The sequence below is a fragment of the endosymbiont of Lamellibrachia barhami genome (assembly GCF_011947365.2).
Taxonomy (GTDB): Bacteria; Pseudomonadota; Gammaproteobacteria; order Chromatiales; family Chromatiaceae; genus QGON01.
The window spans coordinates 1,744,575-1,758,281 of record NZ_JAAVSH020000001.1 but is presented as its reverse complement, the minus strand read 5'-3'; the positions used below and the strand labels follow the sequence as shown (position 1 = coordinate 1,758,281).

General features: G+C 54.9%; 14 protein-coding genes and 1 pseudogene. 13 read left to right on the top strand and 2 right to left on the bottom strand.

All coding sequences use genetic code 11. From position 1 onward, the window contains the following. From G9Q73_RS07860 to G9Q73_RS07840, 5 genes and pseudogenes are all read left to right on the top strand, one after another. Positions 1–284 (top strand): annotated as a pseudogene (locus tag G9Q73_RS07860) (NADH-quinone oxidoreductase subunit B); the annotation flags it as partial. Between the two features lie 76 nt (positions 285–360). Beyond that, positions 361–1,116 (top strand): NADH-quinone oxidoreductase subunit C, encoded by a 756-nt coding sequence (locus G9Q73_RS07855; RefSeq protein ID WP_246345117.1) that lies wholly within the window; start codon positions 361–363, stop codon positions 1,114–1,116. Continuing rightward, the gene (locus tag G9Q73_RS07850; protein ID WP_177419293.1) at positions 1,113–2,255 is read left to right on the top strand and encodes an NADH-quinone oxidoreductase subunit D; all 1,143 of its coding nucleotides are present in this window, start codon (positions 1,113–1,115) and stop codon (positions 2,253–2,255) included. The genes G9Q73_RS07855 and G9Q73_RS07850 overlap by 4 nt, the downstream gene beginning before the upstream one ends. Beyond that, positions 2,255–4,093 (top strand): FAD-dependent oxidoreductase, encoded by a 1,839-nt coding sequence (locus G9Q73_RS07845; protein ID WP_177419292.1) that lies wholly within the window; start codon positions 2,255–2,257, stop codon positions 4,091–4,093. Before G9Q73_RS07850 ends, G9Q73_RS07845 begins: the two co-directional genes overlap by 1 nt. Next, a complete protein-coding gene (locus G9Q73_RS07840; protein WP_177419291.1) occupies positions 4,083–4,595 on the top strand; it encodes a ferritin family protein in 513 nt (170 codons plus the stop codon). The genes G9Q73_RS07845 and G9Q73_RS07840 overlap by 11 nt, the downstream gene beginning before the upstream one ends. Before the next feature lie 7 nt (positions 4,596–4,602). Here G9Q73_RS07840 and G9Q73_RS07835 read toward each other — a convergent pair whose 3' ends face one another. Both G9Q73_RS07835 and G9Q73_RS07830 read right to left on the bottom strand, forming a co-directional pair. Then, complete coding sequence (locus G9Q73_RS07835; protein WP_177419290.1) at positions 4,603–4,890, bottom strand: cytochrome C oxidase subunit IV family protein; 288 nt, start codon at positions 4,888–4,890, stop codon at positions 4,603–4,605. Positions 4,891–4,984: 94 nt separating this feature from the next. Continuing rightward, entirely contained in the window at positions 4,985–5,608 is a 624-nt protein-coding gene (locus tag G9Q73_RS07830; RefSeq protein WP_246345115.1) for a cytochrome c oxidase subunit 3 family protein, read from the bottom strand. Between the two features lie 107 nt (positions 5,609–5,715). Here G9Q73_RS07830 and G9Q73_RS07825 point away from each other — a divergent pair, with 107 nt between their 5' ends. The 8 genes from G9Q73_RS07825 (at position 5,716) to G9Q73_RS07790 (ending at position 13,624) form a co-directional block, all read left to right on the top strand. Continuing rightward, on the top strand, positions 5,716–6,387 hold the full coding sequence (locus tag G9Q73_RS07825) for a cysteine hydrolase family protein (protein WP_177419289.1): 672 nt from the start codon (positions 5,716–5,718) through the stop codon (positions 6,385–6,387). Between the two features lie 289 nt (positions 6,388–6,676). Beyond that, the gene (locus tag G9Q73_RS07820) at positions 6,677–8,776 is read left to right on the top strand and encodes an alkyl/aryl-sulfatase (protein ID WP_177419288.1); all 2,100 of its coding nucleotides are present in this window, start codon (positions 6,677–6,679) and stop codon (positions 8,774–8,776) included. A gap of 84 nt (positions 8,777–8,860) precedes the next feature. Next, on the top strand, positions 8,861–9,082 hold the full coding sequence (locus tag G9Q73_RS07815) for a response regulator (RefSeq protein WP_177419287.1): 222 nt from the start codon (positions 8,861–8,863) through the stop codon (positions 9,080–9,082). A gap of 151 nt (positions 9,083–9,233) precedes the next feature. After that, on the top strand, positions 9,234–9,917 hold the full coding sequence (locus G9Q73_RS07810; protein WP_177419286.1) for a histidine phosphatase family protein: 684 nt from the start codon (positions 9,234–9,236) through the stop codon (positions 9,915–9,917). Between the two features lie 12 nt (positions 9,918–9,929). Continuing rightward, complete coding sequence (locus G9Q73_RS07805; RefSeq protein ID WP_177419285.1) at positions 9,930–11,099, top strand: AAA family ATPase; 1,170 nt, start codon at positions 9,930–9,932, stop codon at positions 11,097–11,099. Between the two features lie 13 nt (positions 11,100–11,112). Then, positions 11,113–12,213: a CHASE domain-containing protein gene (locus tag G9Q73_RS07800; protein WP_177419284.1), complete on the top strand. Its 1,101-nt coding sequence runs from the start codon at positions 11,113–11,115 to the stop codon at positions 12,211–12,213. A 234-nt stretch (positions 12,214–12,447) separates the two neighbouring features. Further along, on the top strand, positions 12,448–13,041 hold the full coding sequence (locus G9Q73_RS07795; RefSeq protein WP_177419283.1) for a sensor histidine kinase: 594 nt from the start codon (positions 12,448–12,450) through the stop codon (positions 13,039–13,041). A 46-nt stretch (positions 13,042–13,087) separates the two neighbouring features. Further along, positions 13,088–13,624: a response regulator gene (locus tag G9Q73_RS07790; RefSeq protein WP_246345113.1), complete on the top strand. Its 537-nt coding sequence runs from the start codon at positions 13,088–13,090 to the stop codon at positions 13,622–13,624. The last annotated feature ends 83 nt before the right edge of the window (positions 13,625–13,707 follow it).

Genomic DNA, 13,707 nt, shown 5'->3' with positions numbered 1-13,707 from the left:
TACGCTACGTATTGCTCTTCGATATGGAGCGGTTGGGTATCCAGCCGATGGTGACGCCCAGGCAGGCGATATCCCGCTTGATTACCGTTACGGTTCCATCAAGACCCCTGAAGCGGGTGATCCTGACCTACGAACAGATGGGTTCGCCAAAATATGTCATCGGTATCTGCTCCTGCACCGTCACTGGGGCATGTCGGCAGAGTTACGCCACCGCCAAGCAGCTCGATCAGTATCTCCCGGTGATTCTATGCTGGCTGGTATGCTGCGCCCGGAGGCGGTGTTGAGGGTGTGCGTAAGCTGGATGACTGAATCCGCGTTAGATGAAGCTGATGGCTTTGAAGACTACCATCGGCGCTACGATTGGTATCTGGGGCAATCAGCGGCACTTTTTGTGATGTAGATTGGCAGACCTCACGACGTGATCGGCGAGGCATTGCAATACGATCTGCCGATCGGGAAACAGAGGGTGGACACACCCGCCTGCTACAACAGTGCCAGCCCGCCGACGCAGCAGACCTCTTTCCGATCGGTGGCCTGGAGAAGAAGGGGAGTCCCAAGAGTAAGACCAATACCCCTGGCTGGATAATCTGCTGGGAGATAGAAGGGATTGAGATTCGCCGTAGGATCCCGACGCGTGCGGATCGAAATATAGCCGCCGATTCCTTGCCGACCCTGTTGGAACTGCTGCGGGGACGGGCCGGGTATGTGCACCTCTCTGCCATTACCTGTGTCGACTGGATCGACGAGAGTCAGTTCGAACTGGTCTATCAGCTCTGGTCCTACGAATCACAGTCACTGGTCTCGGCGCATATCCGTATCGCACGGGAACCTGGCATCTATGTGTCGGTGTTCGATCTCTACCAACCCGCCGCCTTCTTCGAACGGGACATACACGAAATGTTCGGTGTCTACTTCGAAGGCAGCCCGGACATGAGTAAATTTATCCTTACCGAGTGGAACGGCCCGCCGCCGATGCGCAAGGAGTTCGATGCCGAGGCCTGGGTGAACGAGACCTTCGAGTGGAAGGACTATCAGCCGGATTGGCTGAAGGAGATCACCGAGCAGGGTGGCGGGATCGTCAAGACGCCTGAAGAGGCGAGGCAGAAAAAACCATGAGGCCGGAAAACTATCAGGCGATAAGCCATCCGCCAAGCAATGAGTATGAACTCAACTTCGGACCCAACCATCCGGGTATCGAGGGCAACTATGCCCTGAAGGTAAAACTGCACGGCGATGTGGTTGTCGCCGCCCGTGCCGATGGGGGTTATCTGCATCGCGGTTTTGAAAAACTGATGGAGGGGCGGTTGTGGATCCAGAATCTTGCCCTGGTGCCCCGCATCTGCGTTCCCGATCCCGTGCCGATGGAGGTCTGTTACTCCATGGCGGTGGAGGCGTTGTGTGGCATGGTGGTGCCGGAGCGCGCCCAGTGGTTGCGGGTGTTGCAGCTTGAACTGTCGCGCATCGCCGCACACCTGTTTACCTTCGGTGGCCACGCGGCGACTACCGGCATGTACACCACCATGTATTGGGGGGTGGCCGACCGGGATCAGATACTCGACCTCTTCGAGGAGTGGACCGGCGGGCGCGTCTACCACATCTACAATATCCCCGGTGGGGTGCGTCGGGATATGCCAACAGGGTTCCTCGACCGGGTGAGCCGCACCATGGACTATATCGAGTCCCGCCTGCCCGATTACGACAACCTCTTCTTTACCAACCAGGTCTTTGTCGACCGGGCAAAGGATACCGGCCCGATGAATCAGCAGCAGGCGTTGGAGTGGGGGGTCACCGGGCCGAACCTGCGCGCCACCGGACTGGCGTTCGATGTGCGCCGCGACGATCCCTACCTTGTCTACGATCAGATAGATTTCGATATTCCAACGGAAGCGCCGGGAGATGCTTGGGCGCGCACCTTGGTGCGGCGTCAGGAGTTGAAACAGAGCATCCATATCGTGCGTCAGGTGGTGGAAAAACTGCCTTCGGTCAGCGGCCCTGTTCGCACTCGGATTCCCAATCCTCTGGCATGGAATGTCCCTGCGGGTGAGACCTATACCCGGGTTGAGTCGTCGAAAGGCGAGCTGGGCTACTACGTGGTTTCCGATGGTGGCGAAAAGCCCTACCGGGTGCATGTGCGAGGTCCCTCGTCGATGCACGCCGTTCAGGTGCTGGAGCAGCTCGCGGTGGGCGCGCGATTGGAGGATGTGGCGCAGATCATGTTTTCACTCGATGCCTGTCCGCCGGAGGTGGATCGTTGATGAGCGATATCGACTACAAGGATAAGGGCAGCATCCTCAATCCGCTGAAGAGCCTGCAGTTCTTCGCTCGCAAGGCGGTGACAGAGCCGTTGGAGCCGCGTCTTGCCTCTCTCAGCTATCGTGGTTTTCATATCAACGACTGGGAGCTCTGCATAGGTTGCAGCTCCTGTCAGAAGATCTGCGACAATGCCGCCATCAGTATGATCGAGATCCCTGGTCTACCCTCTGATCCGGTCAAGGGGGTGCGCAACCAGCGTCCCGCCATCGACTATGGCCGCTGCTGCTGGTGCGCCCTCTGTGTCGACATCTGCCCCACCGGCTCCATCTCTCTCTCCAGAGAGTATGTGCATACCTGCACCCAGGAGGAGATCGACAGCTACTTCATCCTGCCCGACCCCAATGGAATCCATAAAAAATTCTACGGTTATGGCTGGCGCAAGGTTGCCGACTCCGATCTGCTCAACCTTGAACGGGGAGAGATGGGGGAGCGCAGTGCGGACCAGCGTAGCGATAATTTCGATGAGATCGTCGATGGATATAACCTTGAACAGGCGGTGGCGGAGGCCTCCCGTTGTGTACAGTGCGGCATGTGCCACGATGCCTGTCCGACGCATATGCATGCGCCTGAGTATATCCGCGCCATCTGGCAGCAGGATATGGAGGAGGCGGTGCGGCAGATCTACCGCACCAATCCCTTCTCCCACGTCTGCGGACGGATCTGTACCCACCGTTGCGAGACGGCCTGTTCGATAGGTCGGCGCGGCGACCCTGTGGCGATTCGCTGGCTCAAGCGGTTTGCCATGGACTCGGTCGATCACGAAACGGTCAGGGCGATTGTGGCGCAGGACAAGGTGGACTATCTGAGCGGAAAACAGATTGCCATCGTTGGTGCAGGTCCCGCCGGTCTTACCGCAGCTTTCGATCTGGTGAAACTCGGGCATCAGGTAACCGTCTACGAGGCTCAGGCAGAGGCGGGTGGTATGACGCGCTATGGTATCCCCGAGTACCGTCTGCCCTTCGACATGCTCGATCAGGATGTGGATGTCATCACCTCACTGGGCGTTACCATCGAATACAACACCCGTATCGGCGCTGACATCAGCTTGGCGCAACTGCGACAGGATAACGATGTAGTGCTGTTGGCGCTCGGCCTGCAACTTGGCCGCTCCACCCGCATTCCCGGTTCGGAACATGGGCAGGTCACCAAGGCGGTGGATCTGCTGCGCAAGATTGCAGCGGATGAGGTTTTTGATGTGCCCCGTTCGGCGGTGGTGATCGGCGGCGGTAATGTCGCGATGGATATTGCCCGCAGTCTGGCGCGGCTGCAACGGCAGCAGTATGGAGAGAGCAAAATCACCCTGACTGCGCTGGAGGATCGGGCCAATTTTCTTGCCGACCCGGTGGAGATAAATGAGTCGATCGAAGAGGGGATAGAGATTCTCGACAGCCGGGGTCCCCAGGCTTGTGAAATCGATGAAAAGGGCAGGCTGACAGGTCTGCGAACCTGGAAGGTACTGTCGATCTTCGATGAGCAGCACCGCTTTGCGCCATCCTATGATGAAAGTGACGAGCAGGTTCACGCAGGGGAGATGGTGATCGAGGCGATCGGCCAGATGTCGGATGTCAGTCTGCTGGGTGATGAATTGACCGAGCGGCTTGAGTGGAATCGTGGCCGACTCCAGGTTGATGAGGCAGGCCGAACCTCGGAGACCTGGCTTTGGGCGGCAGGTGACTGTGTGAACGGCCCGGATGTGGTGCATGCGGTGGCTGACGGCCATCGGGTGGCGGCCAGCATAGAGGCTGTTCTTGGCCAACAGGAGACAGACCATGAGTCATGAAGGGGAGGGCCATCAAGGCGGTTACGATCGTCTGCAGTCGAAAAAGAGTCTCAAAGAGATCCTTGAAGTGGCGACCGAGTTCGAACGCACCGCCCGGGATTTTTATACCGCGCTGATCCCCAATGTGAGTAAGCGCATTCGCTATCTGGTGGAGGAGCTGGCGGCAGAGGAGCAGGGGCATTTTGATCTGTTCAATGAACTGGCGGCGAACCCGTCGATCGAGAATGAGATGGAGCGTGCGGTTTCCGTACCGGTGAGTGACAGCCGTTTTTCAGATTGCATCCAACTGCCGGATCTCGGTGAAAACCCGGATGATCAGACCGTGCTGCAATATGCGTTAGGCAGAGAACAGGCGGCGATGGAACAGTATACGGCCCTGGCGGAGAGCACCGAGCCCGGCGCTATTCATGACCTGTTTATTTTTCTGGCGCGGGAAGAGACCCTTCACAAACAGGCGCTGGAAAAGCTTTACTATGAAGTGGTTCACAGTGGTGGTGTCTAGGGCCTCTTCACCGTAACGTCGTCGCGTGAACTATGGCTTCAGGAAACAGATAGGTCAGCACAATCATCAGCGGAATAACATAGAAATAGAGTCTCATGGAAGCGCGTATATAGCGGTTGGCGTTGATGAGTTCCATGAAGTGATCAACGATCATGCGTCCCTTGTAGCCGATGGTTACTGCGACGATGATGATAACCACCAGTCCCGTATCGGCAGTTTCCGCGATAAAGGCGCTGAGCAGCGTCAGCAGCATGAGCTGTATCCAGACAAAGTCGATGCTCTTGTTGGTAAACATGATTGCGTCCTCTTATCAAACACACAATGCTAAAAAAACCATGGTATGTAGGATGTGGTGAGCCTGCGAACCGGCATCCTACATTTGTTGTTTTCTAACGCAAGACATAGAGCAGTGGAAAGATGACGATCCAGGCAAGATCGATCATATGCCAGTAGACGGCGACTGCTTCCAGACCCCCATGACTCTGCGCCGTGAAACTGCCACGTTTCACACCGAAGATCGCCCATAATATGGCGGCGCTGCCCCAACCGACATGCAGCATGTGGTTGAAGGTGGTGTAGTAGTAGACGGTGAAAAAAGTATTGGTATCTTTTGAGATACCCATGCTTTCGTTCCAGTGGTACTCCCAGGTCTTTATCAGCAGATAGGCGCCCCCGGCGATGATCGCCAGCCACAACCAACGTACACAGGCTGTTGAGTCGTCCCGTCTGATGGCCTGCATCGATTTGGCGACGCAATAACTGCTGGTGAGCAGAACCAGTGTGTTGAGTACGCCCGCCAGCGTATTGAGTTTCGTGGGGCCTTCATTAAACAGTTCCGGATAGTGTGACTTGGCGATGAAGTAGACGATGAACATCATCGCAAATTCGCTCATCTCCGAAAAAATGCCGACCCAGATAGGCCAGCCTCCCGGCACGTGGGTGAAAGCGGGTAGAGTCTGAGAACCGGTATTGCGGCCCATCTGAGCGCTATCGGCGGTTATTGCGGCGTCCATCGGTTTTATTGAGCATTGAAGATAAGACCTGTTATCTTGCAGTAATCGATGTTGCCTGCCTTGATTAAGCACAATTGATGCTAGGGGCTGGGCCGTAGGAGATGCCAATGAATTGGAAAACCGCCTACCGTTCCTTCTACTACGAAGGCGCGCCGGAGCCGCCGGATTTGTCTCTTCCCGCAGCCGAAACCGCATTGCTGAGTATCGATGTCCAGAATGCCTACCTGACGCCGCCGGATGGCCCGAAGGAAAAGCGCCGCTGGGCGCCCTTCTTCAAGCGCATGCATGAGATCGTCATCCCGACGACAGCCAATCTGCAAAACCGTTTTCGGCAACATGGAATAGACGTGCTCCATGCCCGCATCGCCTGTCTGTTGGAGGATGGGCGAGACCGTTCCCTAAGTCAGAAAAAGCCGGGCTGGAACTACCTGAGGATGCCGAAGGAGAGAGAGGACTCCCAGATTGTTCCCGAGCTGGCACCACATGAAGGAGAGATTGTCGTCACCAAAACCACTGACAGTGCGCTTACCGGGACCAACCTGCGTCTGGTACTTCAAAACATGGGGATCAGGAATGTGGTGCTTACCGGGATCTTTACTGATCAGTGCATCTCTTCAACAGTGCGCAGTCTGGCGGATGAGAGCTTCAACGTGATTCTGGTTGAGGATTGTTGCGCAGCTGGGACGGATGAACTCCACAGGCAAGAGTTGGAGATTCTCAACATGATCTACTGCCAGGTTATCACCAGTGGGGAGTTGATTGATGTCATGGGCTTGTAGCTGAAGGTGAGGACTCACCTGCGATGGCGTGGCCCATGAACCCATCCAGACAATCAACAAGATTAGGAATGTGTTGGCTTTCCTGCTATACATTGAACCTCCTGATAATGCTGCTGACCAATGATTATATGGATGCTGCATATCACGGGCATGAGCGTGACAAAAATATTTCATGGGCACATGAAGAACTCAATAAATATACCATAATCTACTTGGAAAGACGGGTCGGTTTTCAAGGCACTCTTCGATGCAGCTTCAGTACATTCACACATATTCAAGGTAATGAGCGATGAAGAACAAAGGGATAATAGCGATGACGGCATGTGCCACCTTGCTGACCGGTGGCTTTGGAGCAACTTTTGCAGCCGGAGGCGGCGGTGTGCAGAACGATGCGGGGGCGATGGAGGGAAAACACTTCCATCCCAAAGGCAAATCACCTTCACAATACACCATCAATCTGCAGGAGCAACAGCGCAAGATATTGCCGTTTGCAGACAAGCGGGACTTTGAAGAGCAGAAAAAAGGATTCATCGTTGCCCCTGAATACAAGCAGATCATGGCCGAAGCCGGACACGTAGCGTGGGATATGGGCAGCTACGAATGGCTTTTACAGGGCAAGGATTTCGACAGCATTCATCCGTCACTTCAGCGCCAGGCCATCTTGAACATGAACTATGGCCTGTACGAAGTCATTCCCGGCATCTACCAGGTGCGTGGCTACGACCTGGCCAACATCAGCTTCATCAAGAGCGACACGGGCTGGATCGTGTTCGATCCACTGACCGCCAAGGAAACAGCAGCGGCGGCCCTGAAGTTCATCAATGAGCAACTGGGTGAACGGCCAGTGGTCGCCGTGGTCTACTCCCACTCCCATGCCGACCATTTCGGTGGCGTGCGAGGCGTTGTCGACATTGAAGATGTTCGCAGCGGAAAAGTGAAGATTATCGCCCCGGTAGGATTCATGGATCATGCGGTTTCGGAGAACGTCTATGCAGGTAATGCCATGACCCGGCGCATGTTCTTCCAGTACGGTGTGCTTTTGCCCCGTAGTCCGTTCGGTCATGTAGATCAGTCTATCGGCAAGAATACAGCAGCAGGCAATTTAGGGCTTATTCCACCTACAGTGATCATCGAGAAGGATATCGAAGAGATGACCGTGGACGGAGTTAAAATGGTATTCCAGAACACACCAGGCACGGAAGCACCTGCTGAAATGAACACCTATTTCCCTGACCTGAAAGCGTTTTGGGCGGCAGAAAATATCACCGGCACTATCCACAACATATATACGCTACGCGGTGCATTGGTGCGGGACGCACTGGAATGGTCCAAGCAGATCAACAGGGCGCTCTACCTGTTCGGGCAAGATGCCGAGGTGATGTTCGCCTCTCATAGTTGGCCTCGCTGGGGTAAAGACCGAATTCAGGAGGTGATGCGGGCGCAGCGCGATACCTATGCCAACTTGAATAATGGTGTACTGCATCTGGCCAATCAGGGGGTGACGGTTAACCAAATCCACAATGTGTACGAGGTGCCAAAAAGTCTTCAACAACAGTGGGCAGCACGTAGCTACCATGGTTCTGTGGAACACAACAGCCGTGCGGTTGTTAACCGATACCTTGGTTACTGGGACGCAAATCCCGCTACATTGATTCCGCTCTCTCCTGAGGATTCGGCGCCACTGTATGTTGAAATGATGGGGGGTTCCAAACCAATTATCACCAAGGGTAAGGCGCTATATGATGAAGGCAAATACCGCCATGCCCAGGAGATACTGAACAAGCTGGTTTACGCGGAACCACAGAATCAGGAAGCCAAGGATCTGTTGGCCGATATATTCGAGCAGATCGGCTACCAGCAGGAGAGTCCAAGTGTGCGAAACAGCTTCCTGGCTGCGGCCTACGAACTGCGTTCTGGTATTCCGACGGGCGCTTCACCCAAGACAGCTGGTCCAGACATGATCAGCGCCATGACCACTGAATTGTGGCTGGATTTTCTGGCGATACGTCTTGACAGCGGTAAGGCCGAAGGTCATGAGTTTAAAATCAACCTGATCACACCGGATAATGATGAGAAGTTCGTGGTCGAGCTCAGTAATGCCACACTGACCAATATCGAAGGCTACCAGGCCGACGATGCCGACCTGACTATCACGCTAAACCGCGCTGACCTGGAAAAAACCATGATGGGTGCTGTCAGCTTTGACGACCAGATCAAGTCGGGCAAGGCGAAACTCGAGGGCAATCGCGAGGTATTCGAGCAGTTGAAGACCATGCTGGTGCATTTTGATTTGGGTTTCGAAATAATGCCTGGTACCGGTGCAAAAGATCTGACGCCAGAGCAGAAGGTATTTGAGCAGGAAGCGCCTGCAAACTCTGCAGGGGGTTAAATCCCACTCGGAGGAATACAACTACTGAACCGCCGCCTCGTTAGCGGGGCGGCGGGGATTCATGCAATACAGCAGGGTCATTTGATGGATGGTCACGAAGCGACCCGTCAGATTCGGGAGATGGCCCCGGAACTACCGGTCATAGGACTCACTGCCCATGCCCTGGCAGAGGAGCGGGAGAAGTGTCTGGCTGTCGGCATGGTCGATCACGTGACCAAACCAATCGATCTGGATGCCTTCATAACCATACTGCGTCATGTCGAACTGTCTTCGTCTCTTCCAAATGAGACGGATTCCGGTGAGTAGTGTGACTGGGAAGAGCGGCATGTCGCCTAGAACTCCATTGGCATGCTTCCGCCTCGCTTGTCGGGCCAACCCCGCCATTCGCCACGACGCTCTTTTGGTTGAGTCTTGCGAAACCTGCGGGGTATGATCCCATCAGAGCATTGTCTCGGGAATGGGTTTATTCAAAATCATGCGCGCCATCGTTGTTAGACACTACAAGACCATCATCAATGAGGCAGGCCTGATCATGGGTTGGGGGGATGCGCCACGGGTCAAAGGCTGGAAGGCGGATTTGACCTATGTGGATGCGATTCTTAATGAGCACAACATTCAGTTCTCTGCCGTTTATACCAGCTATCTGGAACGGGCGCGTCAGACGGGGATGTTCTATGCGCGGGAGCGGGGTATCCCCTTGATCCAGGATACAATGGCGCTGAATGAGATCAACTACGGTACTTTGTACCGCAAAAGCAAGTCATGGGTGGAAAAAAACTTTCCCCAGCACAAGAAGGATCCTGATTTCGTCTATCCAGTCGGCGAGAGTTTCAGACAGATGCAGGCGCGCAGCGTGAATTTTTTCGAGTCACTGACAGCCAAGCACCAGGATGAGACCCTCCTGGTCGTGGTCCACGCCGGCGTGATCAGAGGATTTGTCAGCCGATTTCTCGGATTGCCCTACGCGGAGAACCTTAAACGCAAGATTACCCATCGCTATATCGGCGATTTCATGTTCGAAGGGGATCAGTGCGTCCGCTACGACGAACTCGGTAAACCGTCGGGGTTTGTGCGTGACGGCGCCATCTCGATCCCCGTGGAAATGCTGGATCGGTCCAGACCGGGCCTTGGTTCTTTTTGATGGCAGGAGCAGGTGGGTAAACTATTCATTATCGAGAGTGCCAGTGGCGAGAGTATTCCCTTCCTGCGGGGGGTGCTGGTGGAGTCCCTTGTGCGCGCCGGCCTTTCATTTCAGGATGCCTACCTGGTTGCCCAGTCTATTCGCAGCAATATTGAGAATAAGGGAAAAATCACCACCGACACACTCAGAGAGCGGGTCTCGGCTGAAGTACGGAAACGCTTTGGATCGTCACTGGCGAAATCTTACGACTTGGGGTCATCCCGGGAACGGCAGATTATGGTTCAGACCGCTACTGATGAGATCCCTTTTTCAGCAGGCATACTCTCACGTTCACTGCAGGCTTGCGCCATTGATCGCGCAGACGCGCTGGAGACAGCGAAACAGGTACACGATTCCCTGAAGAAGGGGGAAGAGACGGTTATCGATCATGTCGTCCTCAGGAAGATTGTGTATGAGCGCCTGACGGCGCATTGCTCCCAAGCGGCCGCTGACCGGTTTCTCTCCTGGCGACGGTTCAAAGAGAGCGGTCTTCCTTTGATCGTCCTGGTTGGAGGCATAACGGGTACGGGAAAGAGCACACTGACAACGGAACTGGCCTATCAGTTGAATATTGTCAGAACCCAATCTACCGATATGATGCGGGAGATCGTTCGCTGTTATCTTCCGCCAGCAGAGATCCCCACCCTCTCCTATTCAAGTTTTGAGGCCTGGCGGGGGCTGGCGACAGACAGAGAACAAGCGTCTGAGCCTAATCACGCAGCGGTGATCCGGGGTTTTCTCTCCCAGTTCAAGATAGTCAAGCATGGACTGGAAGCGACGATCTACCGGGCCGTCAAGGAGAGCCACGACCTGATCGTCGATGGCGTCTATGTGTTACCTTCGAAACTCGAACTGGACATCGCCCGGGACCAGGCCATCGTCGTTTCCCTGATGCTGGTCGTTCCTCACAAAAAGACGCTTGCGAAACGCCTTAAACACCGGGAGCGGGAGCAACCTGAGCGCGCCTCCTCCCGTTACCTGAAACAACTCGACCAGATATGGACACTGCAATCCTATCTGGTTTTGGAATCGGAGAAGCATAAGACCCCGTTGATCATCAACGGCGAAATCGAAGAGGCGATGGATGAGATCCTGATGCACATCAGCAATACAATCGCCCGCCACTTTCCGGCCAAATCCTGAGATGAAACGGCACATGGCGAAGAGAGTCCTCGCAAGGTTGGCCATCTGGCCGTCTCTGGAGAAGCCGCAGGATGCAAAGTCGATCTGGTGGGGCTACTTTCCCGTTGTGCTGGTTGCGGTGATAGGCGTGTTGTTAACGCTTGCCGCATTTATACAATCTTTGGGCTGGGAGAGAAGCCAGGTTGAAATCGCATTCCGCGAGGCAGCCCAGGACCGTATATTGGTCGTCCAGAGGGAGCTCAAGCACTCCCTGGGGATAGTCCAGGATATCGCCAGCTTTTTTGCGGCGTCGGAGGTTGTGGACCGCCGGGAGTTTCGTAAATTCGTCGGTCCGCCCCTGAAACGCCAGGCAGGCATCAAGGCCCTGGAGTGGGTGCCCGTGGTGCTCGCTGAGAACCGGTCCGCCTTCATCAAGGAGGCTCAGAAAAGTTTTCCTCCCTTCCGGATTACGGAGGATGACCTTTCGGGCAAGCTGATTGAGAGCCGCGATCAGCCTGTATACTATCCTGTCCTCTACATCCAGCCCTATCAGAGCAACAAAGAGGCATTGGGTTTCAACGTGGGCGCCAATCCGATCGTTTCAACCCTGTTTGGGGAGGCGGAACTCACCGGAACACTCCAGGTCTCTCCCGGTGTCCCCATGATGGACGAAGGCGGTGAGAAGACGGGCGTCATGGTGGCGGTTCCTGTCTTCTTCAAGAACGAGAAACAGGAAGATGATCCGGCTCTGGCATCCCCCGAGATCAGAGGATTTGCGCTCGGCATTTTCAGTGTCGGCGATATTGTCGAGCGGGCTCTGGAGAGTCTTCGCTCTGGAGGGGTTGATCTTCACTTCTACCAGGGACACTCGACAGGGGATGGGCAGCTGATCTATACCCATCTCTCCCGGATGAGAGAGGGCCGGGCGCCCGGCACCGAGGTCGATACCTCGGAGATAACCTACAGTCAAAGGATCCTGGTCGGGACCCAACAGTGGGAGGTGGTGTGCAATCCTGCCGCCGAAAAATTCCAGGCCGAAACCTGGAGCAGCTGGGTCATCCTCTTTGGAGGCATCGCTTTTACTGCTCTGCTCATCACCTACGTGGCAACCCTCGTGGGCACAGTAAGTAAGTGATCGGGAGGCCTGCGATAGGACCGCCCACAGCCGGGAGGCCAGCTATACCTGAACCCGGGAAGATCGTAAACGCCGAGAGCAGGAGCTACAGAACCCGAACGAGACGCTGGAGTATCGTCGTTTCAACCGTACGGCCGAGGCCAGAACGAAGCGGGCCCAGTATCTCGAACAGTTCGCCTGTTTGACGTCTCTCACGACCTGAAGGCCCCTTGCGGGCGGTGGACAAACCCCGCCTTGTGGATTCAGGAGGATCTCTGCCGACAAACCGATATCGAGGGAGCAGTCGCCCTGCTAAAAGCGAATCGCGTACGGCGGATGCACGATCTGATCGAAGGACTGTTGGAGTATTCTCGGGTTGGAAAGACTGCTGATTCCGAGAATCAGGTCGACAGCCGAGAGCTGGTCAACGAGATTATCGATTCACTCTCCCCTCCCAAAGGGTTCACGATTAAGATCAAGGGTGAAATGCCAACCATGTACGTCGACCGGCTCCAGCTCGGCCAGGTGTTCTCCAACCTGATCAGTAACAGTATGAAACACCATGGTGGAGATAAGGGGAAGATCCGGATAAAGGGTGAAAGTTATGGAGATGTCTATCAATTCTCCGTGTGCGACGACGGCAAGGGAATAGCGCCGGAATATCACAACAAAGTCTTTATGATGTTTCAGATCCTGGAGTCGAGTGACTTCGAAAGCAGCACCGGTATCGGTTTGGCGCTGGTCAAGAAGATTGTGGAAGAGCATGGTGGCACAATACGACTGGAGTCTGCTGTCGGAGAGGGCGCGTGTTTCTACTTCACTTGGCCGAAGAACCGTTCTTCTGAGTAGTGCGGCCGGAAATGAAAACAGGGTATCAGACCGGGAATAGCGAGTTATGTTGAACAGAGACGAGACAATATTGCTGATCGAGGACGATAGGGTCGATATCATGACTGTCCAGCGTGCCCTGAAGAAGAACAAAATCAGCAACCCTCTGCATATCGCCCGAACCGGCCTGGAGGCGCTCAGCATGCTGCGCGGAGAGGACGGGTTCGAAAAGATATCGCCACCGCCGGCGCTCATCCTTCTGGATCTCAATCTTCCGAAGATGAGCGGCATCGAGTTTTTGCGTGAGTTGCGCAGCGATTCCGAACTCAATGAACTTCACATCATCGTATTGACCTCATCCAATGAACCGAAAGACCGGGCCGCCGCGTTCGAATACGATGTCGACGACTACATTGTAAAACCCCACCTTCTGACGAATTCACCCGTGCGATGGCTACGATTCTTGCGCTCTGGGACTGAAGCCGGGAGAAACGTCGCTGGAGGAGGTTTATCATCCCGACCAACCAAGGTGGATCGGGTTCATAAGTCAACTCTTCAGACCCTTGTCATGGGTCTGGAAATGATCTCTTCGTACATCGGTTAAGTTTAATCAGTATTGAGAGCGCAAGGCATTGCTGCTGGGAAAGTGTTCGCAAGGAGCAATACGTAACCTAATCCAGCATACCA

Bases quoted from the DNA above. Each gene is read 5' to 3' on its own strand.
- G9Q73_RS07850 (WP_177419293.1), top strand. From the start codon at position 1,113: ATGAGGCCGGAAAACTATCAGGCGATAAGCCATCCGCCAAGCAATGAG.
- G9Q73_RS07845 (WP_177419292.1), top strand. From the start codon at position 2,255: ATGAGCGATATCGACTACAAGGATAAGGGCAGCATCCTCAATCCGCTG.
- G9Q73_RS07840 (WP_177419291.1), top strand. From the start codon at position 4,083: ATGAGTCATGAAGGGGAGGGCCATCAAGGCGGTTACGATCGTCTGCAG.
- G9Q73_RS07835 (WP_177419290.1), bottom strand. From the start codon at position 4,890: ATGTTTACCAACAAGAGCATCGACTTTGTCTGGATACAGCTCATGCTG.
- G9Q73_RS07830 (WP_246345115.1), bottom strand. From the start codon at position 5,608: ATGGACGCCGCAATAACCGCCGATAGCGCTCAGATGGGCCGCAATACC.
- G9Q73_RS07825 (WP_177419289.1), top strand. From the start codon at position 5,716: ATGAATTGGAAAACCGCCTACCGTTCCTTCTACTACGAAGGCGCGCCG.
- G9Q73_RS07820 (WP_177419288.1), top strand. From the start codon at position 6,677: ATGAAGAACAAAGGGATAATAGCGATGACGGCATGTGCCACCTTGCTG.
- G9Q73_RS07815 (WP_177419287.1), top strand. From the start codon at position 8,861: ATGGATGGTCACGAAGCGACCCGTCAGATTCGGGAGATGGCCCCGGAA.
- G9Q73_RS07810 (WP_177419286.1), top strand. From the start codon at position 9,234: ATGGGTTTATTCAAAATCATGCGCGCCATCGTTGTTAGACACTACAAG.
- G9Q73_RS07800 (WP_177419284.1), top strand. From the start codon at position 11,113: ATGGCGAAGAGAGTCCTCGCAAGGTTGGCCATCTGGCCGTCTCTGGAG.
- G9Q73_RS07790 (WP_246345113.1), top strand. From the start codon at position 13,088: ATGTTGAACAGAGACGAGACAATATTGCTGATCGAGGACGATAGGGTC.